Here is a 23141-nt window from a genome sequence, read left to right as displayed (position 1 = left end):
TTCACCCGATTCGTCCCGCCCGTCCCGGGCACACCTTCCTTGTGGTCATCCCCGTCCATGATGTGAACCCGTTGCGCCACACGCCCTATGTGACGTTCGCACTGATCGCCGCCAATGTCGTCGTCTTCCTGCTCATGCCGGGCCTGGCGGGTTCGGTGGCGGGCCAGAGCAACCTGGCCCAGCTGTGCCATCTGCATGCGTTCCTGGACCAGTACGCGGCGGTGCCCCGGGAACTGATCCACGATCAGCTGCCCGGGCTCGTCCCCACGGGCGCGGTCGGCGTCGGTCCCCAGGGCTCCGGCTGTGTGGTGGCCCCACCGGACTACCAGAAGTCACCACCGCTATCGGTCCTCACGGCGATGTTCCTGCACGGCAGCTGGCTGCACCTGCTGGGCAACATGCTGTTCCTGCTGATCTTCGGCAACAACATCGAGGACCGCATGGGCCACCTGCGGTATCTGCTGTTCTATCTCGTGTGCGGATATGTGTCGGTGTACGGCTTCGCCCTCCTCAACAGCTCCTCCGGCGAGCCGCTGATCGGCGCCTCCGGGGCCATCGCGGGGGTGCTCGGCGCCTATCTGGTCCTGTATCCGACGGCCAGGGTCTGGGTCCTGGTCCCGTTCCTGATCTTCCTGCCGCTGCGGCTGGCCGCGTGGATCGTGCTCGGCTTCTGGTTCGCGCTCCAGGCGGTCTACTCCTACGGGGGCGCCGTCTCCCAGGCCGGATCCGTGGCGTACGCGGCCCATGTGGTCGGCTTCATCGTGGGCATGCTGCTGGCCTGGCCCCTCAAACGGGGCACCCCGCCACCACCCCAGCCACCCGGCATCCTCTTCGGCCGGCAGACCCGAGGCGCCTGGTAGGGCCGCACACCGGAGGTTGCCGGAAGGCGGCAGGGTTCAGCCGGGCTCTGGTGCCGGAAGTTGCCGTTCACGCCGGACGATCAGGTGACTAGGGTTGCTCGCGCCGAAGTGGACGACGTCGCACCACGCGCCAGGGGGATCCGCGAGCATGTCTTTCCATGTGACCACGAACGAATGGGTCCTCGTCGCCGCCGTCTCCACCGTCATCTACCTGGTCGCGACGCGCTGGTGCATGCCGACGCCGAAGGCGAAGCGCAGCATGTCCTTGGTCCCGCTGGCCGGTTGCCTGTTTCTGGTGCCGAGCGCCGCGGCCAAGGGCTATTCCGTCTCCTTGACCCTCTATCTGTACAGCTGCGTCCTGCTGACGCTGGTCGTGATGCTGGTGCCGGTCAGAAAGAGGGTCGCGGCCGACATCCTGGAGCAGGAGCAGAAGCCCTGGGTCAAGGTGCCGCTCAACACCTTCACCCGGTACTGGATCCCGCTGTCGCTCACGGGGTGCCTGGCGGCCATGGTCTATCTCTGGTCACGCCTCGGATAGCGGACGGAGAAGGGCGGCGCGCACCCGCCACTCGGGTGCGCGCCGCCCTCGGTGTCTGCTCGGAGGCCGGGGGTTTCCGGTATCGGATCGGTCCGGCGGACGGTTCAGCGGGCCGTCTGCCGGTGGACGTGGTCCACGAGACGGGTGAGCGCGTCCGGGTCGGTGGCCGGCATCACACCGTGGCCGAGGTTGAAGATATGGCCCTCGAGGCCCGCGGCGGCGTCGAGCACCTCGAGGGTGCAGGCCTCCACGGCCTCGCGGGGGGCGAAGAGGACCGCGGGGTCGAGGTTGCCCTGGAGTGCCTTGCCGGGTCCGACGCGGCGGGCCGCCTCGTCGAGCGGGACCCGCCAGTCGACGCCCACGACATCCGCGCCGGCCTCGCCCATCAGACCGAGCAGTTCACCGGTGCCGACTCCGAAGTGGATGCGCGGCACGCCGTATCCCTCGACCGCCCGGAAGACCTTGGCCGAGGCGGGCAGTACCGAGCGGCGGTATTCGGCGGGGGCGAGGGCGCCGGCCCAGGAGTCGAAGAGCTGGACCGCCGAGGCACCCGCCTCGATCTGGACCTTGAGGAAGGCGGAGGTGATCTCGGCAAGCCGGTCCAGCAGGTCGGCCCACAGCTGCGGGTCGCCGTACATGATCGCCTTGGTGTGCTCATAGGTGCGGGAGGGGCCGCCCTCGATCAGATAGCTGGCGAGGGTGAAGGGGGCGCCCGCGAAACCGATCAGCGGGGTGCCACCCAGCTCGGCGGTGAGCAGCCGGACGGCCTCCGTGACGTACGGAACGTCCTCGGGGGTCAGATCCCGCAGCCTCGCCAGGTCGGCACGGGAGCGGATGGGCTGCTCGACGACCGGTCCGATGCCGGGCTTGATGTCGAGGTCGATGCCGATGGCCTTGAGCGGGACGACGATGTCGCTGAAGTAGATCGCCGCATCCACTCCGTGCCGGCGGACCGGCTGGAGCGTGATCTCGGTGATCAGCTCGGGCCGCATGCAGGACTCGAGCATCGGGATGCCCTCGCGCACCTTGCGGTACTCGGGCAGCGAGCGCCCGGCCTGCCGCATGAACCACACCGGGGTGTGCGGCACGGGCTCGCGCCTGCACGCCCGGAGGAAGGCGGAGTCGTACGTCGCTGTCGGCTGGCCCTGCACGGGGCGGTCAATGGCACTCACGCCAAGAGTCTCGCACGCCGCGCGGACGGGGCGGCCGGGGGGCGACGACACCCTCGCGGCGGCGGGGGCGGCACCCCTCGGGAGCAGCGGGACCGGCTCCCGGACGGCTCCCCGTGGGGTCGGCGGCCCGGGTCGGCGGGGGCGCGGGCCGGGTCGTCATGCGCCCCCGCGGTGACGGTGCGGTGCGGCCGCCGACAGCCCTCGCGCGCTCCGTGCCGCGGGGCCGTCCCGGGCGAAGGCGCCGACCACCGCCCCGTCCCCCGGCACCGGCCCGGGCGGAGCCCCGCCGTTCCCGGCCAAACCGCCGGGGGCCAGGGTGTCTCTCCCTGCGAACGCGCTTTCTTCCCCTTACTCTTCCCCGCATGGCTGCGGCTCAGGGACGACTGACGGACGGCGCTGGCGACATGGACGACGCGGAGGAGGGGGACGCTCATACGACGGACAACACTCCGCTGCCCTTCCGCGCCGCACTCGACGCGCTGAAGGCCGCACGGCTGCGGCCGGAGATCGAGATCGAGCCGACCCGTCCCCCGCAGCGGCTCGCCCCGCATGTGTACGCGCTGGAGGCCGCGGTCGTCGAGGAGGGCGAGGACCTGGCCGACGGACGTCTCGTGCTGCTGTACGACCCCGCCGGACACGACGCCTGGCAGGGCTGCTTCCGCCTGGTGACCCTGGTGCGCGCCGAGCTCGAAGCCGAGATGGCCTCGGATCCGCTGCTGCCCGAGGTGTGCTGGTCCTGGCTGACCGGCGCGCTCCAGGCCCGGGGGCTGGCCTACGGGGTGCCCAGCGGCACCGTGACGCGCGCGAGTTCGCACTACTTCGGGGGGCTCGCCGCGCGCCCCGCCGCCTCCCAGATCGAGATCCGCGCCTCCTGGTCCCCCCGCGAGGGCCTGGGCGGCGTCCCGGACACGGCCGCCCACCTGGCCTCCTGGTGCGATCTGCTGTGTCAGGTGGCGGGCCTGCCCCCGGCGGCCCCGGGGGACAACTCGGTGGTGACGCTGCCGCAGCGGCGCGGGCCGCAGTCCCGGTGAAACCGGCGGACCCCCCGGCCGTGTGCTGACGAGGGGCGTGCCCCTCGCCGGGCACGCCCCTCGTCGGCACACGGCCGCCCCTCACCTTGCCGCCGCCCGCGCCCCCTGCCTCCTCGCCACCGTCCTCCTCGTCGCCGCCCTCCTCGCCACCGCGCCCCCTCGTCAGCCTCTTGCTGACCCTTCTTGCCATCTCTTTGTCGATACGGCCACTTTCGGCCTTGTATCGACACCGGAGCGAACCGATTCGATCTTCGGTTGATCGCTCGCGCGTCCGAATTGCACGGATTGTTACTCACCAAATCGTGATCATTCTCTAAAGGAGCACGAGTGTGATGCCGAAGACCACTGTGACCTTGAAAGCACGGTTCGTCCTCTTCATCCCCAGAGCCGGCCCCGTCCCCGCACCCCCTTCAGGAGGCCTGGTGTCCGTTCTCCTCGAGCAGCCCGCAAGCCTGGTCGCCTACCGTCCGAACAAGCCGACCGCCATGGTCGTCGTGGCCGATCCACGCGTCCGTTCCACCGTCACCCGTCATCTGTGGGCACTCGGAGTGCGCGACGTCATCGAGGCGTCGTCCATCGCGGAGGCCCGCCCCCGTATCGGCAACCCCCGCGACATCTGTGTCGCCGATGTCCACCTCCCCGACGGCTCGGGCCTCACCCTCCTCTCGGAGACCCGCGCCGCAGGCTGGCCCAACGGCCTCGCCCTGTCCGCCGCCGACGACATCGGCGCCGTCCGCAACGCCCTGGCGGGCGGGGTGAAGGGCTATGTCGTCACCGGCACGCGCACCAACATCGGGCTCCCCACCCGCCCCGGTGCCGCCCCCATCGGCGCCGCCGCCGCACGCCTGCACCGCCGCCCCCCGGGTGCTCCGAGCCACCCGGGCGGCTATCGCGAGCTGTCCGGCCGCGAGGTGGAGGTGCTGCGTCTGGTGGCCGAGGGCCAGTCGAACAAGGCCATCGGTGTCTCCATGGGCCTGTCCGCACTGACCGTCAAGAGTCACCTCGCCCGCATCGCCCGCAAGCTGGGCACCGGGGACCGCGCCGGCATGGTCGCGGTCGCCCTGCGCACCGGCATCATCCACTGACCCCGCCGCCGACCGTCCTGCCGCCGCGCGTCCGCACCGAGCCGCCCCCGACCGGGCCCGAAAAGACCACCGCCGGCACGACCCGCGTCCACGTGGGGGCGGACTCGCAGAAGTTCCTCACCCACACGTGTGACACATGACTGGTTTACGACCCTTCACCGCCCGTCGACGGAACGTTCCGTCGACGGGCGCAGTCCATACACGGATACCCTTGACACGTGACCGACGCCCAAGAGACCGCAGCAGACAGTCCACTGCGAACCACCGGAGGCGCCCCTCCGGACGACGTCGAAGAGGCGCCGATCCCTTTGCTCGAACCGCGCGACGGCATCCCGCCGGTGATCACCGACGAGGACTCGCTCGCCGAGGTGGTCGCCGCCTTCGCGGCCGGCTCGGGACCCGTCGCCGTCGACGCCGAGCGCGCCTCCGGCTACCGGTACGGCCAGCGCGCCTATCTGGTCCAGCTGCGCCGCGAGGGCGCGGGCTCCGCGCTGATCGACCCCATCGCCTGCCCGGGTCTCGCCGGCCTGGGCCAGGAGCTCTCCGGTGTCGAGTGGGTGCTCCACGCCGCCACCCAGGACCTGCCGTGTCTGCGGGAAATAGGCATGGTGCCCACCCGTCTGTTCGACACCGAGCTGGCAGGACGGCTCGCCGGATTCCCGCGGGTCGGGCTCGGCGCCATGGTGGAGAACGTCCTCGGCTTCGTCCTGGAGAAGGGACACTCCGCCGTCGACTGGTCGACGCGCCCGCTGCCCGAGCCCTGGCTGCGCTATGCCGCCCTCGACGTGGAGCTCCTGGTCGATCTGCGCGACGCCCTGGAGAAGGAGCTGGACCGGCAGGGCAAGCTGGAGTGGGCGCTCCAGGAGTTCGACGCGATCGCCTCCGCCCCGCCGGCGGAGCCGCGCAAGGACCCCTGGCGCCGTACGTCCGGTATGCACAAGGTGCGCCGCCGTCGGCAGATGGCGGTCGTCCGGGAGCTGTGGCAGACCCGGGACCGGATCGCGCAGCGCCGGGACGTCTCGCCGGGCAAGGTACTCGGGGACGCGGCGATCATCGAGGCCGCGCTGGCCATCCCGCCGAATGTGCACGCCCTCGCCTCGCTGAACGGCTTCGGCAGCCGCACGGGGCGGCGCCAGCTGGAGCAGTGGCAGGCGGCGATCGACCGCGCCAGGGCGCTGTCCGAGTCCGCGCTGCCGCAGCCGGGGCAGCCGGTGACCGGGCCTCCGCCCCCGCGGGCCTGGGCCGACAAGGACCCGTCGGCCGCGGCCCGGCTGTCCGCGGCGCGGGCCGCGGTGTCGGAGCTCGCCGAGGAGCTGAACATGCCGCAGGAGAACCTGATCTCCCCCGACACCGTGCGGCGGGTGTGCTGGGAACCGCCGCAGCCGATCGACCCGGAGTCGGTGGCCGCCGCGCTCGCCGGGTACGGGGCCCGGCCCTGGCAGATCGAACAGGTGACCCCCGTCCTGACCCTCGCACTCACCACCAAGGCCTGAGGGACCACCCGCTCTTCCGCGGTACGCCCTCGACCCCGCTCTCCCACCCGGGCGGGCCCGGCGAAAGGCCGGACCCGCCCGAAGGGCTGCGCCCATTCGTGGGCGTCCCCGGCGCACCCGGCGCGGCTCCCGGAGCATTCTGTTCCGGTCACATCTTCCCGGGCTCCTCATCCACGCCCCCGTACGACTCACCTCGGCCCGCCCTACCCCCGTGTCCGCGCCGGGGATGTGACCTTCACCGCTTGGACCAGCAGGACTGGGCAGCTTGGTTACCCACGAGTAGCATGGGACTGAGCGCGTGCTCAGCGCGTCGCAGCAGTGCCGTTCCGCACCCTGGAGGAGAGCCATCGTGCCTCGTACCGTCAGGGACGTCGTCTTCGTCGACGGCGTCCGTACCCCGTTCGGCAAGGCGGGCCCGAAGGGCATCTACCACGAGACCCGCGCGGACGACCTGGTCGTGAAGGCGATCCGGGAGCTGCTGCGCCGCAACCCGGGCCTCGACCCGAAGAAGGTCGACGAGGTCGCCGTCGCCGCGACCACGCAGATCGGCGACCAGGGCCTGACCCTCGGGCGTACCGCGGGCATCCTCGCCGGTCTCCCCCAGTCCGTCCCCGGCTACTCCATCGACCGGATGTGCGCCGGCGCGCTGACGGCCGTGACGACCACGGCGGGCTCCATCGCCTTCGGCGCCTACGACGTCGTGATCGCGGGCGGTGTCGAGCACATGGGCCGCCACCCCATGGGCGAGGGCGTGGACCCGAACCCCCGCTTCGTGAGCGAGAAGCTGGTCGACGAGTCCGCCCTCTTCATGGGCATGACCGCGGAGAACCTGCACGACCGCTTCCCGCACCTCACCAAGGTGCGCGCCGACGAATACGCCGTGCGCTCGCAGGAGAAGGCCGCCAAGGCGTACGCCGACGGCACGATCCAGCAGGACCTGGTGCCGATCTCGGTGCGCCGCACCGACCCGGCCGGCGGCGAGACCGGCTGGGGCCTGGTCACGGCGGACGAGCCGATGCGTCCGGGCACCACCCTGGAGAACCTGGCGGGCCTCAAGACGCCGTTCCGCGTCCACGGCCGGGTCACCGCGGGCAACGCCGCGGGGCTCAACGACGGCGCCACCGCCTCGATCATCGCGAGCGAGGAGTTCGCCCGCGAGAACGGCCTGCCGGTCAAGATGCGCCTGGTGTCGTACGCCTTCGCGGGCGTCGAGCCGGAGGTCATGGGGTACGGCCCGATCCCGGCCACCGAGAAGGCCCTCGCCAAGGCGGGCCTTGCCATCTCCGACATCGGCCTGTTCGAGATCAACGAGGCCTTCGCGGTCCAGGTCCTGGCCTTCCTCGACCACTACGGCATCGCGGACGACGACGAGCGCGTCAACCGGTACGGCGGCGCCATCGCCTACGGCCACCCGCTCGCCGCCTCCGGCGTCCGGCTGATGACGCAGTTGGCCCGCCAGTTCGAGGAGCGGCCCGAGGTCCGCTACGGACTGACCACCATGTGCGTCGGCTTCGGCATGGGCGCGACGGTCATCTGGGAGAACCCGCACTTCGAGGGGGACAAGTGAGCACCACCGCTGAACTGTTGAAGGGCGCGGCCGAGCTGTTCCCGGACGAGGTCGTCACCCAGGCGCAGGTACGCCACTTCGACCTGCCGTTCGATGCCGGGCGGTTCGCCCTGATCACCCTGGACAACGGCCTCGACCACACCAAGCCGACCACCTTCGGGCCACAGTCCCTCGCCAACCTGGACCTTGCGATCGACCAGGTCGAGCGGGAGGCCGCGGCCGGTGAGATCGTCGGCGTCGGTGTCACCGGCAAGCCGTTCATCTTCGCCGTCGGCGCCGACCTCAAGGGCGTCGAGCTGCTGAAGACCCATGAGCAGGCGCTCGCCATCGGCAGGGGCGGCCACGAGGTCTTCAAGCGCCTCGCCGGGCTTGCCGTGCCCACCTTCACGTACTACAACGGCGCGGCGATGGGCGGCGGGGTCGAGATCGGCCTGCACTGCACCTACCGCACGGTCTCCCGGGCGCTCCCGGCGTTCTCGCTGCCCGAGGTGTTCCTGGGCCTGGTCCCGGGCTGGGGCGGCTGCACCCTGCTGCCCAACCTGATCGGTGCCGACCGGGCCGTCTCGGTCATCATCGAGAACTCTCTCAACCAGAACAGGCAGCTCAAGGGCCGGCAGGTCCATGAACTCGGCATCGCCGACGCCCTGTTCGAGGGCGCCGACTTCCTGGAGCAGTCGCTGGTCTGGACGGCGCGGGTGCTCACCGGCGAGATCGAGGTCGAGCGCCCGGTGCTGGACCGCGGCGACGCCTGGGACCAGGCCGTCGCCCGCGGCCGCTTCATCGCCGACAGCAAGGTGCACGGCGCGGCCCCGGCCGCCTACCGGGCCCTGGACATCATCGCCGCGGCCAAGAACGGCGACCTCCAGCAGGGGTACGACGCCGAGGACCAGGCCCTCGCGGACCTGATCATGGGCGGTGAACTGCGCTCCGGCATCTACGCCTTCAACCTGGTCCAGAAGCGTGGCAAACGCCCGGCGGGCGCCCCGGACAGGAATCTGGCCCGCCCGGTCACCAAGGTCGGGGTCGTCGGCGCCGGTCTGATGGCCTCGCAGCTGGCGCTGCTCTTCCTGCGCCGTCTGGAGGTCCCGGTCGTCCTCACCGACATCGACCAGGAGCGGGTGGACAAGGGGGTGGGCTATGTCCACTCCGAGATCGACAAGCTGCTCGGCAGGGGCCGGATCAACCAGGACAAGGCCAACCGGCTCAAGGCGCTGGTGACCGGTGTCCTGGACAAGGCTGAGGGCTTCTCGGACGCCGACTTCGTCATCGAGGCGGTCTTCGAGGAGATCGGCGTCAAGCAGCGGGTGTTCGCGGAGGTCGAGGCGGTCGCCCCGGCGCATGCGATCCTCGCCACCAACACCTCCTCGCTCTCGGTGTCCGAGATGGCGTCGCAGCTGAAGCACCCCGAGCGGGTCGTCGGCTTCCACTTCTTCAACCCGGTCGCGGTACTGCCGCTGCTGGAGATCGTCCGCGGTGCGAAGACCGACGAGGCCTCCCTGGCCACGGCGTTCGCCGTCGCCAAGAAGCTGAAGAAGACGGCGGTCCTGGTGAAGGACGCCCCGGCGTTCGTCGTCAACCGCATCCTGACCCGCTTCATGGGCGAGATCCAGAACGTCATCGACGAGGGCACCCCCGTCGAGGTGGCGGAGCAGGCGGTGGAGCCCCTGGGCCTGCCGATGTCCCCGCTGGTGCTGCTGGAGCTGGTCGGCCCGGCCATCGGTCTGCATGTCTCCGAGACGCTGCACGGCGCCTTCCCGGACCGCTTCACGGTCTCCCCCAACCTCAAGGCGGTCGTCGAGGCGGGCAAGCGCGGCTTCTACGTCCATGACAGCGGCACGCCGGAGCTGGACCCGGAGGTGCTCGCGCTGCTGAAGCAGGGCGACACGGTCCTGACGGAGGAGCAGGTCCGGGCCCGGGTGCTGGACGCGGTGGCGCAGGAGATCGGGCTGATGCTGGAGGAGGGTGTCGTGGCCGAGGCCCAGGACATCGACCTCTGTCTGATCACGGGCGCGGGCTGGCCCTTCCACCTGGGCGGCGTCACCCCGTATCTGGATCGCGAGGGCGTCTCCGAGCGGGTGAACGGCAAGAGGTTCCTGGAGCCGGGCGTGGCGAGCGTCCCGGAGTGACGGACCCACTGTGAAAAGGGGTGGGCCGCACGGGACTTCTCCGTGCGGCCCACCCCTTTTCGCGTCGCCCGTGAACGGGGCGCGCCTCGGTGTGCCTCTGCCGTCCCACGCCGGGCCGCCCCGCCTGCTGTCGGGCCCACCATCGACCGCGCGGTGCCGGCGTCCCGGGGTCACCGGGCCGGGACGGCGGCTCCGTGCCAAGCTGGGCACATGTCCGAGAACGAAGGCACATCGGAGACCGGGGGCGGCTCACCGGTCCCGCCCCTGCTCGTCGTGGACGGGGCGAACGTGGTCGGCTCCGTGCCGGACGGCTGGTGGCGCGACCGGCGCGGGGCCGCCGAGCGCCTGCGGGACCGTCTGGTGGCGTACGCCGAGAGCGGCCTGCCCGGCCGTCCGGGGCCGCTGGACGTCGTTCTGGTCGTCGAGGGCGCGGCCCGGGGCGTTCCGTCCGTGCCCGGGGTACGCGTCGACCCGGCGCCCGGCAGCGGGGACGACCGCATCGTGGAACTCGTCGCCGACGCCGCCCACCGCCCCCGCCTCGTCATCACCGCCGACCGCGAACTCCGGCACCGGGTGACCCGCTTGGGCGCCGAGGTGGCGGGACCCCGCACGGTGCGCAGCTGAGAACGGGCACCCGGACCGGGCCCCGACCGGGCTTCGGACTCGAACTCGGGTGCACTTGTGCGGGGGCTATGCGTCGTTGCGCTCCGGGGGCGGAGGGGGCCCGGTGGGAGCGGGCTTCTCCTGGGGAGCCAGGCGGCTGTGTGCGCGGCCGTAGAGGAAGTACACCAGGAATCCGATGGCCATCCAGATCGCGAACCGCAGCCAGGTCTCGGCCGGCAGATTCAGCATCAGCCACAGTGAGGCGCACACCGACAGCGCCGGCACCACGGGGACGAACGGGGTGCGGAAGGAGCGGGGCAGGTCGGGCCGGGTTCTGCGGAGGATGACCACGCCGATCGCGACCACGATGAAGGCGAAGAGCGTGCCGATGTTCACTAGTTCGGCCAGCTCGCTGAGGCTGGTGAAACCCGCGACGACGGCGATGAGGCCGCCGAGCAGGACGGTCGGGCGGTGCGGGGTCTTGAACCGGGGATGGACCCGGGAGAAGAAGCGGGGCAGCAGCCCGTCACGGCTCATCGCGAAGAAGACCCGGGTCTGGCCGAGCAGCAGGATCATACAGACGCTCGTCAGTCCGACGGCGGCGCCGAAGCTGATCACTCCCGCGTACCAGGGGTGCCCGATGGCCTTGAAGGCGTCGGCGAGCGGGGCGTCCACCGAGAGATCGCGGTAGTGCTGCATCCCGGTGACGACGATGGCCACCCCCACATACAGCGCGGTGCAGATGAAGAGGGAGCCGAGGATGCCGCGCGGCATGTCACGCTGCGGGTTCCTGGTCTCCTCGGCCGTGGTGGCCACGATGTCGAAGCCGATGAAGGCGAAGAACACCACGGACGCGGCGGTGAAGATGCCCATCACACCGAAGTCGGACGGCGTCCAGCCGAACATCAGCTGGATCAGCGGGGCCTTGAGGGTGCCGGCCGCCTGCGCCGACTGCGCCGGGGGGATGAACGGCCGGTAGTTGGCGCCGGTGACGAAGAAGGCGCCCGCGACGATCACGATCAGCACCACGGTCACCTTGACGGCGACGACCAGCTGGGTCACCCGCGCGGAGAGCTTCACCCCGACCACCAGCACCGCGGTGAGCACCAGCACCAGCACCGCGGCGAGGATGTCGAAGCCGAAGCCGTGCGCCCCGTCCCGCCCGCCGAGCGAGGCCGGCAGATGCCAGCCCGCGTTGTCCAGCAGCGAGCGGATGTACCCGGACCAGCCGACCGCGACCACCGCCGTGCCCAGCGCGAACTCCAGGACCAGGTCCCAGCCGATGATCCAGGCGGGCAGCTCGCCGAGCGTGGCGTAGGAGAAGGTGTACGCGGATCCGGCGACCGGGACCGTGGAGGCGAACTCCGCGTAGCAGAGCGCGGCGAGCGCACAGACCACACCGGCGACCACGAAGGCCAGGGAGACCGCGGGACCGGCGTTCTCCTTGGCGACCTTGCCGGTCAGCACGAAGATGCCGGTGCCGATGATGACACCGACACCGAACACGGTCAGGTCCAGAGCGGAGAGGGTCTTACTGAGCGCCTGCTCGGGCTCCTCGGTGTCCCGGATCGACTGCTCGACGTTCTTCGTCCGGAAGAGGGTGCTGATCACGGGCGTACCTCCCACACTCGTCCCTCTCGACATGATCGAGAGGCGATTCAGTGCTTATGCCCGGAGTGGGGAGGATTCACGCGAACGGGCCGGTTTCGCCACCTCGAAGGGTGGCGAAACCGGCCCGGACGGTGCGGGTGCCGTATCAGTCGTGCGCCGGCTCGGCCGAGTCCGCGACCCGTGCCGCGGCACTGGTGCGGTCGGTGGGGGTCTTCCCGCTCGGGCGGAGCCGGGAGTCGGGCAGGCCGTCCAGCTTGGCGACGAGCCCGGTCACCTGGCGGGCGATGTCCGGGGCGGTCAGGCCGATCTCCGCCATGACCTCCTTGCGGGAGGCATGGTCGAGGAAGCGCGGCGGGATGCCGAAGTCGCGCAGCGGCACATCGACACCCGCGTCCCGCAGGGCCTGGGCGATCGCGGAGCCGACTCCGCCGACGCGCGAGTTGTCCTCGACGGTGACCACCACGCGGTGCCGCGCGGCGAGCGGGGCGAGCGCCTCGTCGACGGGCTTGACCCAGCGCGGGTCGACCACGGTGGTGGAGATGCCCTGCTTGTCGAGGAGGCCCGCGATCTCCAGGCACATGGGGGCCAGCGCGCCGACGGAGACCAGCAGCACATCCGGTGCGGGCGCGTCGGCCCGGCGCAGTACGTCCATGCCGCCGACCGTGCCGACCGCGGGGACGGCCGGTCCGACGACGCCCTTGGAGTAGCGCAGCGCGGTCGGCGCGTCGTCGACGTCGACGGCCTCCCGCAGCTGGGCGCGCAGCTGTTCGGCGTCGCGCGGGGCGGCGATCCTCAGGCCCGGTACGACCTGGAGCATCGACATGTCCCACATGCCGTTGTGCGAGGCGCCGTCGTCGCCGGTGACTCCGGCCCGGTCGAGCACGAAGGTCACCCCGCACTTGTGCAGGGCCACATCCATGAGGACCTGATCGAAGGCGCGGTTGAGGAAGGTGGCGTACACCGCGAAGACGGGGTGCACTCCGCCGGTGGCCAGGCCGGCCGCGGAGACCGCGCCGTGCTGCTCGGCGATACCGACGTCGTAGATGCGGTCCGGGAAGGTCTCCGCGAACTTCTTCAGGCCCACGGGATGGAGCATCGCGGCGGTGATGGCGACGACGTCCTCGCGCTCGCGGCCGAGCTTGACCATCTCGTCGCCGAAGACGGAGGTCCAGCTGGCGGCCGCGGCCTTGATGGGCAGACCGGTGTCCGGGTGGATCACGCCGACGGCGTGGAAGCGGTCGGCCTCGTCCTCGACCGCGGGCCGGTAGCCCCGGCCCTTCTCGGTGAGGCAGTGCACGATGACCGGGCCGCCGAACCGCTTGGCACGGGCGAGGGCGGACTCCAGGGCCTCGATGTCATGGCCGTCGATCGGGCCGACGTACTTCAGGCCCAGGTCCTCGAACATGCCCTGCGGGGCGATGAAGTCCTTCAGGCCCTTCTTGGCGCCGTGCAGGGTCTCGTAGAGGGGCCTGCCGACGACCGGGGTGCGCTCCAGCACCTCCCGGGTCCGGGTGAGGAACTTCTCGTAGCCGTCGGTGGTGCGCAGGGTGGCCAGGTGGTTGGCGAGACCGCCGATGGTCGGCGAGTAGGAACGCTCGTTGTCGTTGACGACGATGACCAGCGGGCGGTCCTTGGCGTCGGCGATGTTGTTGAGCGCCTCCCAGGCCATGCCGCCGGTGAGGGCGCCGTCGCCGATGACGGCCACCACACGACTGTCGCGCTCGAGGAGCTGGTTGGCCTTGGCGAGGCCGTCCGCCCAGCCGAGGACGGTGGAGGCGTGCGAGTTCTCGATGATGTCGTGCTCGGACTCGGCGCGCGAGGGGTAGCCGGACAGACCGCCCTTGGCACGGAGCTTGGAGAAGTCCTGACGGCCGGTGAGCAGCTTGTGGACATAGGCCTGGTGACCGGTGTCGAAGAGGACCTTGTCCTTGGGCGATTCGAAGACGCGGTGCAGGGCGATGGTGAGCTCGACCACACCGAGGTTGGGGCCGAGGTGGCCGCCGGTCTTGGAGACGGCGCCGACGAGGAAGGTACGGATCTCCTCCGCCAGCTGGTCCAGCTGCTCCAGGCTGAGCCGGTCCAGATCGCGCGGTCCCCTGATGCGGGTCAGCAACGGCACCCGTGCCTCCTTGCAGTAGAACTGTGTCCAGGTTTTTCCGGGCTCGTCGAGTCTAATGTTCCGTTGCTACGGATCTTGGCCGGGCCTCGTCTTCCGTGCCGCGCGTCCGGCCGTACCCACGGCTGTGCCCGGCACCACCAGGGGTACCGGGCACAGGTCGGAAGAGGCTCAGGCGCGGCCTGCCGTCTTCTGGGTCTTGCGGGTCACCGCGTCGATGACGACGGTGGCCAGCAGCACACCACCGGTGATCATGTACTGGACCGGCGCGCCGACGCCCTCCAGTGCGAGGCCGTACTGGATCGAGACGATGACCAGCACACCGAGGAGCGCGTCCCAGGTACGGCCCCGGCCGCCGAAGAGGGACGTGCCGCCGATCACGGCCGCGGCGATGACGTTCATCAGGAACTCACCGGTGCCCGCGCCCTGGTTGGCTGAGGCGATCTTCGAGGCGACGAAGAGGCCGCCGATCGCGGCGAAGGTGCCGGCGATCGCGAAGACCGAGATCCGGACCATCTCCACGTTGATGCCGGCCCGCCGGGAGGCCTCGACGCTGCCGCCGAGCGCGAAGATCTTGCGGCCGTAGGCGGTGCGGCGCAGCACGAAGTCGCTGATCACCAGCACGGCGAGGAAGATCACCACGGCGAGCGGGAGGCCCTTGTACTGGTTGTAGACGATCGCCACGGCGAAGGAGACGACGGCCAGGAGCACCGTGCGCACCACGATGTCGCTGAGCGGGCGGGAGGGGATCCCGACGGCCTCCCGGCGGCGGTTGCCCAGGTACGCGGTGAGGAAGTAACCGGCCACGGCCACGACCGCGAGCCCGTAGGCGGCGGCGACGTCGGTGAAGTAGTAGCTGGTGAGGTTGGTGACGATGCCGTCGTCGAGGTTGATGGTTCCGTTGCTCCCGAGGATCTGGAGCATGAAGCCCTGCCAGAACAGCAGTCCGGCCAGCGTCACGGCGAAGGCGGGGACGCCGATCCGGGCGAAGAAGAAGCCGTGGACGGCGCCGGCCACGGTACCGGTGAGGACGGCCAGCACCAGGGCCAGCACCTCGTTCATCCCGTGCGTGATGTTCAGCACCGCGAAGGTGGCGCCCGCGACACCGGAGACGGAGCCGACCGAGAGGTCGATCTCGCCGAGCAGCAGCACGAAGACGATACCGACGGCGATCATGCCCGTGCCGACCATGGCGACGGAGATGTCGGAGAGGTTCCCCGCGGTGAGGAAGTTGGAGTTCAGGCTCTGGAAGATGATCCAGATGACGATCAGGCCGACGACGACCGGGAGGGACCCCAGGTCGCCCGCCTTCATCTTGCGCTTGAACTCCGTGAGGTAGCCCGCGAAGCCCTGTTCACGCACCAGCAGCCGGGGGTCGACGGCGACATCGGCGCCTGCGGCTGCCTCGGGGTTCTCCACCGCCTCGTCCTTGGGCGGCGTGGACGTCTTGTCGATGCTCACTTCTTGATCTCCCCATTGCTGCGCGCCGCACGGCGGGTCACGGCGTTGTCCGTGGCGCCGGTGATGGCGGAGATGATCTCTTCCTGGGAGGTCGACTTGACCTCGAAGACGCCGTTGTTGCGACCCAGGCGCAGCACCGCCACCTTGTCGGCGACGGCCTTCACATCGGCCATGTTGTGGCTGATGAGGATCACGGCGTGACCGCGTTCGCGCAGCCGCTCCACCAGGTCGAGGACCTGGGCGGTCTGCTCCACACCGAGGGCGGCGGTGGGCTCGTCGAGGATGACCAGCTTGGGCTCGCCGAGCATGGACCGGGCGATGGCCACGACCTGGCGCTGACCGCCGGAGAGCGAGGCGATCGGGATGCGGACGCTGGGGATGCGGATCGACAGCGTGTCGAGGAGTTCGCGCGAGCGGCGCTCCATCTCCACCTCGTCCAGGACGCCGCGCTTGCGCAGCTCCCGGCCCAGGTAGAGGTTGCCGACGACATCGATGTTGTCGCACAGCGCGAGGTCCTGGTACACCGTCGCGATGCCCAGGTTCTGGGCGTCGTGCGGCTTGCCGATCTGGACGGCCTTTCCTGCCCATTCGATGACGCCCTCATCGATGGGGTGCACGCCGGCGATCGTCTTGACCAGCGTGGATTTTCCGGCGCCGTTGTCGCCGACGAGGGCGACCACCTCACCGGCATGGACCTCAAGCTCTACGTCGGTGAGCGCCTGAACGGCACCGAACCGCTTGGAGACCCCGCGCAACGCCAGCACGGGCGTAGCGGACACGTGAACCATCTCCTTCGCCGCCTGACCCGGCGGAAGGTAGTGCAACAGTTGGGGGGATGTTCCGTCCGGCGCCCCGCAACGAGCTTGCGGGGCTGGTGAGTGCGGGGCGCCGGCGGAGCCTTGGTGCGCCAGTCCCCGTACGGGTATTCAAGGGTGAATTCCGGTACGGGGAAAGGACTTCCGACCGGTTACTTCAGACCGATCTTGTCGCAGGCGGCCTTGTACTGGCCGGCGCAGATGTCGGCGACCGTGTAGAAACCGTCCTTGACGACGGTGTCCGTGATGTTGTCCTTGGTCAGCGAGATGACCGGGACCAGGACGGACGGGACGCCCTTGGTGGTCGGGCTGTCGACCTTGTCCTTCGCTATCGAGTCGAGCGACTTGCCCTGGGCGAGCGCGACGGCCATCTCGGCGGCGACGGTCGCCTCCTGCGGGTAGGACTTGTAGACGCTCATGTACTGCTCACCGGTCACGATGCGCTGCACACCCGCGAGTTCGGCGTCCTGGCCGGTCACCGGGACACCGGTGATGCCGGCGCCCTTGAGGGCCGTGATGATACCGCCGGCCATGCCGTCGTTGGCGGAGTAGACACCGATGATGTTCTTCTTGCCGAGCGCGGAGATGGCGCCTTCCATGTTGGCGTTGGCGTTCTCCGGCTTCCACTCCTTGGTGTCGTACTCCTTGCCGACGTTCACCTTGCCGTCGAGGGCCTCGTGGGCGCCCTGCTTGAACTGGGCGGCGTTCGGGTCGGTGGACGAGCCGTTCATCATCACGATCTTGCCGGACTTGGCCTTGGAGCCGAGGGCCTTGAGGAGCGCCTCGCCCTGGGCCTTGCCGACGGACACGTTGTCGAACGAGGTGTAGGCGTCGATCGGGCCCTGCGCCAGGCGGTCGTAGGCGACGACCGGGATGCCGGCGTCCTTGGCCTTCTGCACGGAGTTCTTGATGGCCGCGGCGTCCACCGCGTCCACGACCAGCACGTCGACCTTGTTGGTGATCATGGTCTCGACCTGCTGGCTCTGCAGCGTGGCGTCCTGCTTGGCGTTGGCGTAGACGACCTCACCCTTGTTGTTGGTGAGCTCCTTGACCTTCTTCTCGATCAACGGGCGGTCGAACTTCTCGTACCGCGCGGTCTGGTTCTCGGGCAGCAGCAGGCCGACCTTGATGGCGTCGCCCTTCTTCTCGCTGCCGGACGACTTGGCGGAGTCGCCACCGGACTCCTTGGCACTGCCACAGGCGGCCAGCGAGACGGCCATCGCACCGACGGCAACGGCAACGGCGGCACGACGCATACGCGTGTTCACTTCAGAAACCTCCCTGACGAGGCCGCGTCGTTGCGGCCGAGGTGGCTGGAAGTCAACTCGGCCGCGCGTGCGACGTCAAGAAGTAAATCCTTAACGAGATGGCAACGGTGCCATCCGTTCTCTAAGTGAAGACAGGGGTCGACGTGGAGAGTGTTCCGTCCAAAAGGGTTGAATCCCCCATCTCGCTGAGCGCCAGGGCGAGCGCCCCGAGCACCTCCGCGCGACCTCCCAAGGCCCCGGGGAGAACGGAGAGTTGACGTGCCGCGCTGGGGATCGCATAGCGCCCGACGGACTCCCTGATGGGCCCCAGGACCAGCTCCCCCGCCTCCGCGAGGTCCCCGCCGAGCACCACCCGGCTGGGGTTCAGCAGATTGCAGAGATTGGCGACCCCGCTGCCGATGTGACGGCCCACGTCGGCGATCACCCGGCGGCAGCCGGGGTCGCCCTCCCGGGCCAGCCTGACCATGCCTTCCATGGTCAGGTCGGCTCCGTGACCGGGCTGGAGCAGCGGCAGCACGTACGGGGCCGCGGCGAAGGTCTCCAGGCAGCCGCGGTTGCCGCAGCGGCAGACGGGGCCGGACTCGTCGAGGGTGATGTGACCGATCTCCCCGGCCGTGCCGCCGGGGCCCCGGTAGATCGTGCCGTCGATCACCAGACCTGCGCCGACACCGCTGGCGACCTTGATGTACGCCAGGTCCCTGACCCCGCGGCCACTGCCCCAGACCAGCTCGCCGAGGGCCCCGAGATTGGCGTCGTTGTCCACGTGCACCGGCACGCCGAGCCGCCCCCGCAGCTCCTCGGCGGGCCTGGCGCCGCTCCACCCCGGCAGGATGGCGGTGGAGCCGAGGGTGCCCGACTCGACATCGATGGGCCCCGGCACGCCGAGCCCCACCCCCGCGACCTTGGAGCGGTCCACCCCGGTCGCCTCGATCAGCCTGCTGACCAGCTCTTCCGCCCGGTCGAAGCCCTGCGCGGCGGAGGCGTCCACATCCAGTGGCTCGGACTCCTCGGCGAGCACCTGATGGGCCAGGTTTCCTATCGCGACCCGCAGATGGGCATGCCCGAAGTCGACGCCGATCACAATGCCGGCGTCGCCGCTGAGGGAGACGCTGCGGGCCCTGCGGCCACCCGCGGATGTGGGCGTGACCTCGACCGTTCCGCCGTTCTTGAGCTCTCGCACGATATTGGACACCGTCGCCGCGGACAGGCCCGTGGTCCTCGCGATCTCGGCCTGTGTGAGGGATCCGGCCAGCCGCACGGCACGTATGACCCGCTCCAGGTTGGCTCGGTGCAGCGACGACTGCGACCCCGGAGTCTCCATCGACTCATCCACTCCTGCCCTCAGCCCAACGGCCACGATGCCGCCGGTGTGACCCAGGTCACGACAATGGAACCCGGGCTACTTACAAGTTGTGAACTCCAAGCTCCGCTGAACGGGTTACCGCAGTCAAGACCTTGACGGAAATCGAGGGCGAACGGATGCGGGGGCACATGGACACGCCGGCGCCGCCCCCGGTTCACGGGGAGGACGCCGGCGTGCCGGTTCGTTCGGATACGTACGGGTGCCCCGGTGAAGCCCCGGGGCTACTTCAGGGCCCCCGCGGTGAGCCCCTGCACCACCTGCCGCTGGAAGACGATGTATGCCGCCAGCACCGGCAGCATCGCCATCACCAGGCCCGCGAAGAGGCCCGACCAGTCCCCCTTGTATCCCTGGCTGGTGGCGAGCTGCACCAGGCCCTGGGTGAGGACGCGTTTGTCGGGGTCGGTGTTCAGGACCGTCGGCAGCATGTACTGGTTCCACTGGCCCAGGAAGTTGAAGATCCCCACGCTGATCAGTCCGGGCTTCGCCATCGGCAGCATGATCTGGAAGAACGTACGGGTGTGCGAGGCCCCGTCCACGAAGGCGGCCTCGGCCACCGAGGTCGGCAGCGAGCGGAAGAACGCGGTCAGGAAGAAGACCGTGAAGGGCAGCGAGTAGGCGATATAGACCAGGATCAGACCGTGGATCGTGTTCAGCAGGCCCATGTTGTTCACGACGTAGAACAGCGGGACCAGCGCGAGCATGATCGGGAAGCTCATGCCGCCGATGAACAGGTAGTAGATGAACCGGTTGCCCGGGAAGTCGAAGCGGGCCAGGACATAGGCGGCCATCGAGCCGAGCACCAGCGTGCCGACGAGCGAACCGCCCACCACCAGGACGGTGTTGAGGAAGTAGTCGCTCATATTGGCGTCGGTCCACGCCCGCGCCCAGTTGTCGAGATGCAGCTTGTCCGGCAGCGACCAGGGCGAGGTGAAGATCGAGCTGTCGTCCTTGAAGGAGGTCATCACCGCCCACAGCAGCGGCATGACCACCATGAACGCCCACAGCACGAGCATGCCGTGCGAGAAGACATTGAGGACGGTGCCCTCACGTCCGCGCCGCGGCGGCTTGCCGGCCGGGGTGCCGGGCACGGTCAGGGTGACGCCGGGCTCGGCCGGGATCGGGGCGGGGGTCTCGGTCGTCTTCATGCTCAGAACTCCAGCCGCTCGCGCCGGCCCAGTCGCATCACGACCGCCGCGAAGAGCAGCGTCACGATGAGCAGGGCGACACCGATCGTGGTTGCGTAGGCGGCCTGACCGTCGCGGAAGGCCTTCTGGTAGACGTACAGCACCATCACGGTGGTCGAGTAGTCGGGCCCGCCCGGTCCGGTCGTCATGATCTGTACGACCGCGAACGACTCGGCGCCCAGGGCCAGGATGCCCATGTACACCCAGCCGGACTGCACGGTGTCCCACAGCAGGGGCAGGGTGATCCGGAAGAACGTCTTCGCGCGGCCCGCCCCGTCGAGCAGCGCGGCCTCATAGAGGTCCGCCGGGATGGAGGCCATACCGGCCGAGAAGAGGACCACGAAGAAGCCGACCGTGGACCAGACGAGGACCGCCATCACACACCACAGGGCGAGGTTCGGGTCGCCCAGCCACAGCGGCTGGACGCCGTCGAGCCCGATGCCGCGCAGCAGCGAGTTGATCGCGCCGCTGTCCGGGTTGTAGGCGAACGCGAAGAGCAGCGCCACGATGGCGATCGAAAGGACCTGCGGGAAGAAGTAGACGATCTTGTAGAAGGACGAACCGCGCACACCGGAGATCGCCGGCCCGCCCCTGCGCCGCCGCCCGCCCACATTGATCATGAAGGAGAAGAACAGCGCCAGGCTGATGGTCACCAGGGGCAGCAGCAGCGCGAACAGGAGGCTGTGCCAGAGCGACTTCCAGAAGATGTCGTCGTGGAACATCCTGGTGTAGTTGTCGAAGCCCACCATCTGGAAATCGGGGCTCAGACCGGTCCAGTCCGTGAACGAGTAGTAGATGGACTGGATGAAGGGCCACACGACGAAGATCGCGTACAGCCCGAGGGGGGCCGCCAGGAACCCCACGATGAACCGGTACTTGCCGTGCTGCATTGCCACCGACCCCGATCTCGCTGCATGGCTCCCGGCGCCGGCCGCACGGGCGGCCGGCGCCGGGAGCGGACGCTCACTGGTGCTTGTAGTGCTTGATCGACGTGTCCTTGGCGGCCTCGTCGGCGAATCCCTGGATCTTCTTGATGGCCTCGGCCGGAGTGAGCCGGCCGGCCATCATCTCGCCGAGACCGGAGACACCGATCTTCTCCTTCTGGAGCTGCACGTACCAGTCCTGCAGGCGCGGGTTCAGGACATTGCTGCCGGCCTTCTCCAGCGCCGCCACACCGGACTCGAGGCCCGGGGTGAGGCTGAGGCCGGTGGTCCCGCCGTTGAGCGCCGTCAGCGACTTGACCTTGTCGGTGAAGTTCTTCGAGGACGCCTCGCTGAGCATGATGCGCAGCTGTTCCATGCCGCCCGCGGCGTTCCTCGCCTTGGCCGGGACGACGAAGGGCTCACCGCCGGATGCCCAGATGGTGCCGAAGGGCATCTTGTCGGAGCCGTCCAGCCCGGAGGGGGCGTTGACGGCGAGATCGAAATCGGCGGGGATGACGTTCGCGGACTCGTTCTCCACCCAGGAGCCGTTCGGGATGAACAGTGCCTTGCCCTTGGCCCAGGCGGTCTGCGACTGGATGTGGTCCAGGCCGGGCGTGCCCTGGAGGACGTAGCCCTTCCGGTACAGCTCGAAGTACGCCTCGAAGCAGGCCTTGACGGCCGGGTTCTTCCAGGCGTTCGGCTCCAGGTTGTCGATGGCGTCGAGGACCTCGCGGCCGCCGACCTTGCCGATCATCGGGTAGAGGGAGAAGGGGATGTAGTACGGGTACTTGCCGGCGTAGGTCCAGCCGGCGATGCCCTTCTTCTTGGCCTTCGCGCAGACCTTGAGCATCTCGTCCCAGGTCTCCGGGTACTGCTCGTCGAGCGACCCCAGGGCCTTCCGCGAGTACCAGACGCCGTAGACGGTGTAGGCGTAGTACATGATCCAGACGGGGTCGCCGTCGAACTGGCCCATCTCCACGATGCCCGGGCGCAGCGTGTCGCGGACCTTCTTGTTCGGGTCGTCGTAGGAGGGGGCGTCGAGGAGCGGGGTGAGGTCGGCGAGCTGGTTCTTGCCGACGAGGACGCCCATGTCCATCTGCTCGGCGCCGGAGTTGTCGATCAGGTCCGGCGGCGTGCCCTGGTTGAAGCGGGGCTGCAGGGTGGACTGGATCTTCTGGGTGGCCGAGAACTTGACCTTCGCCCCGGGAAAGGCCTTCTCATAGATCTTGACCGCGTCCTGGGCGTACTCCTTGCCGAAGCCGCCGTCGAACAATACGAATTCCATCTGCGCGGTGTCATTGACACCGAGCGGGTTCTTCGCGGTCTTCTTGCCCGCTTTGGCCTTCTCCTCGCCGCCGCCCCCACTGCTGGCACACGCGGACAGAAAGCCCATCGTGGGAACGGAGATCAGACCGAGCGCGGCGGACCGCTTGATCAGATCGCGACGGCCGACGCCTGCGGGGGTCTTCCCGCCGGAGGTGGATCCCATGCTCAAGTCCTCGCCTTCTCCAGGACTCAGGCGGTGAACCGGATCCTCCCCGGCACCGCGGTGATGGTGAAGCTGGGGTCGTGCATGAGGGATTCAGTGGGACGGCACGCCGGCCGACCGCATCCGAACAGATCCGTCGCCTCCCGATTCCCCCGGTCGTGCCTGTCTGCGGGCCGTGTCACACCATGATGACGGCCGCCCGAACGCCGACAGGTATAGTCCACTTTCCGCCGACGGAGCAAGATCAAATGCAAGGTTCACTCTTTGCTTTTCCGAGTTGAGACCTCAGGGAAACCAGGGAAGTTTCCGCACCTCCCGAATCGGGATATCCGCCACATTGGCCCCGAATGCCACAGCCAACACCCTTGACATCACTGGCCACTTGACTCCTACTGGTCCTTGCGCAGCGAAGCTGACAACGTTGTCCGAATTTTCT

The 23141-nt window shown here is 69.4% G+C and carries 18 protein-coding genes; 8 read left to right on the top strand and 10 right to left on the bottom strand.

Annotation, left to right across the window (positions count from 1 at the left end; translation table 11 throughout):
- Nucleotides 1-41 precede the first annotated feature (41 nt).
- Together CP978_RS26105 and CP978_RS26100 are read left to right on the top strand one after the other, a co-directional pair.
- Nucleotides 42-860, top strand: coding sequence for a rhomboid family intramembrane serine protease (locus CP978_RS26105; RefSeq protein ID WP_043444822.1), 819 nt, complete (start codon nt 42-44; stop codon nt 858-860).
- 148 nt (nt 861-1008) lie between these two features.
- Nucleotides 1009-1398, top strand: a complete 390-nt coding sequence (locus tag CP978_RS26100; protein ID WP_107070451.1) for a hypothetical protein — start codon at nt 1009-1011, stop codon at nt 1396-1398.
- Between the two features lie 104 nt (nt 1399-1502).
- Here the strand turns inward: CP978_RS26100 and hemE are convergent, their stop codons facing one another.
- A complete protein-coding gene (hemE, locus tag CP978_RS26095; protein WP_043444820.1) occupies nt 1503-2570 on the bottom strand; it encodes a uroporphyrinogen decarboxylase in 1068 nt (355 codons plus the stop codon).
- Between the two features lie 362 nt (nt 2571-2932).
- Between hemE and CP978_RS26090 the strand changes: the two genes are divergently transcribed.
- From CP978_RS26090 to CP978_RS26065, 6 genes are all read left to right on the top strand, one after another.
- Nucleotides 2933-3601 (top strand): DUF3000 domain-containing protein, encoded by a 669-nt coding sequence (locus CP978_RS26090; protein ID WP_063839082.1) that lies wholly within the window; start codon nt 2933-2935, stop codon nt 3599-3601.
- 422 nt (nt 3602-4023) lie between these two features.
- Nucleotides 4024-4686: a response regulator transcription factor gene (locus CP978_RS26085; protein ID WP_043444816.1), complete on the top strand. Its 663-nt coding sequence runs from the start codon at nt 4024-4026 to the stop codon at nt 4684-4686.
- 218 nt (nt 4687-4904) lie between these two features.
- The gene (locus CP978_RS26080) at nt 4905-6179 is read left to right on the top strand and encodes an HRDC domain-containing protein (protein WP_079162322.1); all 1275 of its coding nucleotides are present in this window, start codon (nt 4905-4907) and stop codon (nt 6177-6179) included.
- Between the two features lie 349 nt (nt 6180-6528).
- Nucleotides 6529-7746 carry a thiolase family protein gene (locus CP978_RS26075; RefSeq protein ID WP_043444812.1) on the top strand — a complete coding sequence of 406 codons (1218 nt, stop codon included), beginning with the start codon at nt 6529-6531 and terminating at the stop codon, nt 7744-7746.
- Nucleotides 7743-9872: a 3-hydroxyacyl-CoA dehydrogenase NAD-binding domain-containing protein gene (locus CP978_RS26070; protein ID WP_043444809.1), complete on the top strand. Its 2130-nt coding sequence runs from the start codon at nt 7743-7745 to the stop codon at nt 9870-9872. Before CP978_RS26075 ends, CP978_RS26070 begins: the two co-directional genes overlap by 4 nt.
- A 210-nt stretch (nt 9873-10082) precedes the next feature.
- Entirely contained in the window at nt 10083-10496 is a 414-nt protein-coding gene (locus CP978_RS26065; RefSeq protein WP_043444808.1) for a PIN domain-containing protein, read from the top strand.
- Between the two features lie 66 nt (nt 10497-10562).
- Here the strand turns inward: CP978_RS26065 and CP978_RS26060 are convergent, their stop codons facing one another.
- The 9 genes from CP978_RS26060 to ngcE form a co-directional block, all read right to left on the bottom strand.
- A complete protein-coding gene (locus CP978_RS26060; RefSeq protein WP_043444806.1) occupies nt 10563-12086 on the bottom strand; it encodes an amino acid permease in 1524 nt (507 codons plus the stop codon).
- Nucleotides 12087-12231: 145 nt separating this feature from the next.
- Nucleotides 12232-14205, bottom strand: a complete 1974-nt coding sequence (gene dxs / locus CP978_RS26055) for a 1-deoxy-D-xylulose-5-phosphate synthase (protein WP_052454287.1) — start codon at nt 14203-14205, stop codon at nt 12232-12234.
- 168 nt (nt 14206-14373) lie between these two features.
- Nucleotides 14374-15663 carry a sugar ABC transporter permease gene (locus CP978_RS26050; RefSeq protein ID WP_043444804.1) on the bottom strand — a complete coding sequence of 430 codons (1290 nt, stop codon included), beginning with the start codon at nt 15661-15663 and terminating at the stop codon, nt 14374-14376.
- Nucleotides 15660-16451 (bottom strand): ATP-binding cassette domain-containing protein, encoded by a 792-nt coding sequence (locus CP978_RS26045; protein WP_043444802.1) that lies wholly within the window; start codon nt 16449-16451, stop codon nt 15660-15662. The genes CP978_RS26050 and CP978_RS26045 overlap by 4 nt, the downstream gene beginning before the upstream one ends.
- Before the next feature lie 179 nt (nt 16452-16630).
- Nucleotides 16631-17734 (bottom strand): substrate-binding domain-containing protein, encoded by a 1104-nt coding sequence (locus CP978_RS26040; protein ID WP_043444800.1) that lies wholly within the window; start codon nt 17732-17734, stop codon nt 16631-16633.
- A 133-nt stretch (nt 17735-17867) separates the two neighbouring features.
- Nucleotides 17868-19067, bottom strand: a complete 1200-nt coding sequence (locus CP978_RS26035) for an ROK family transcriptional regulator (protein ID WP_043444797.1) — start codon at nt 19065-19067, stop codon at nt 17868-17870.
- A gap of 263 nt (nt 19068-19330) precedes the next feature.
- Nucleotides 19331-20254, bottom strand: a complete 924-nt coding sequence (locus tag CP978_RS26030) for a carbohydrate ABC transporter permease (RefSeq protein WP_043444796.1) — start codon at nt 20252-20254, stop codon at nt 19331-19333.
- Nucleotides 20255-20256: 2 nt separating this feature from the next.
- The gene (locus CP978_RS26025; RefSeq protein WP_043444794.1) at nt 20257-21183 is read right to left on the bottom strand and encodes a carbohydrate ABC transporter permease; all 927 of its coding nucleotides are present in this window, start codon (nt 21181-21183) and stop codon (nt 20257-20259) included.
- 73 nt (nt 21184-21256) lie between these two features.
- Nucleotides 21257-22705, bottom strand: a complete 1449-nt coding sequence (gene ngcE / locus CP978_RS26020; protein ID WP_043444791.1) for an N-acetylglucosamine/diacetylchitobiose ABC transporter substrate-binding protein — start codon at nt 22703-22705, stop codon at nt 21257-21259.
- Nucleotides 22706-23141: the final 436 nt, after the last annotated feature.

Origin of the sequence: Streptomyces nodosus (assembly GCF_008704995.1) — a bacterium.
GTDB classification, from domain to species: Bacteria; Actinomycetota; Actinomycetes; order Streptomycetales; family Streptomycetaceae; genus Streptomyces; species Streptomyces nodosus.
This window is presented reverse-complemented; position numbering and strand designations above follow the sequence as displayed.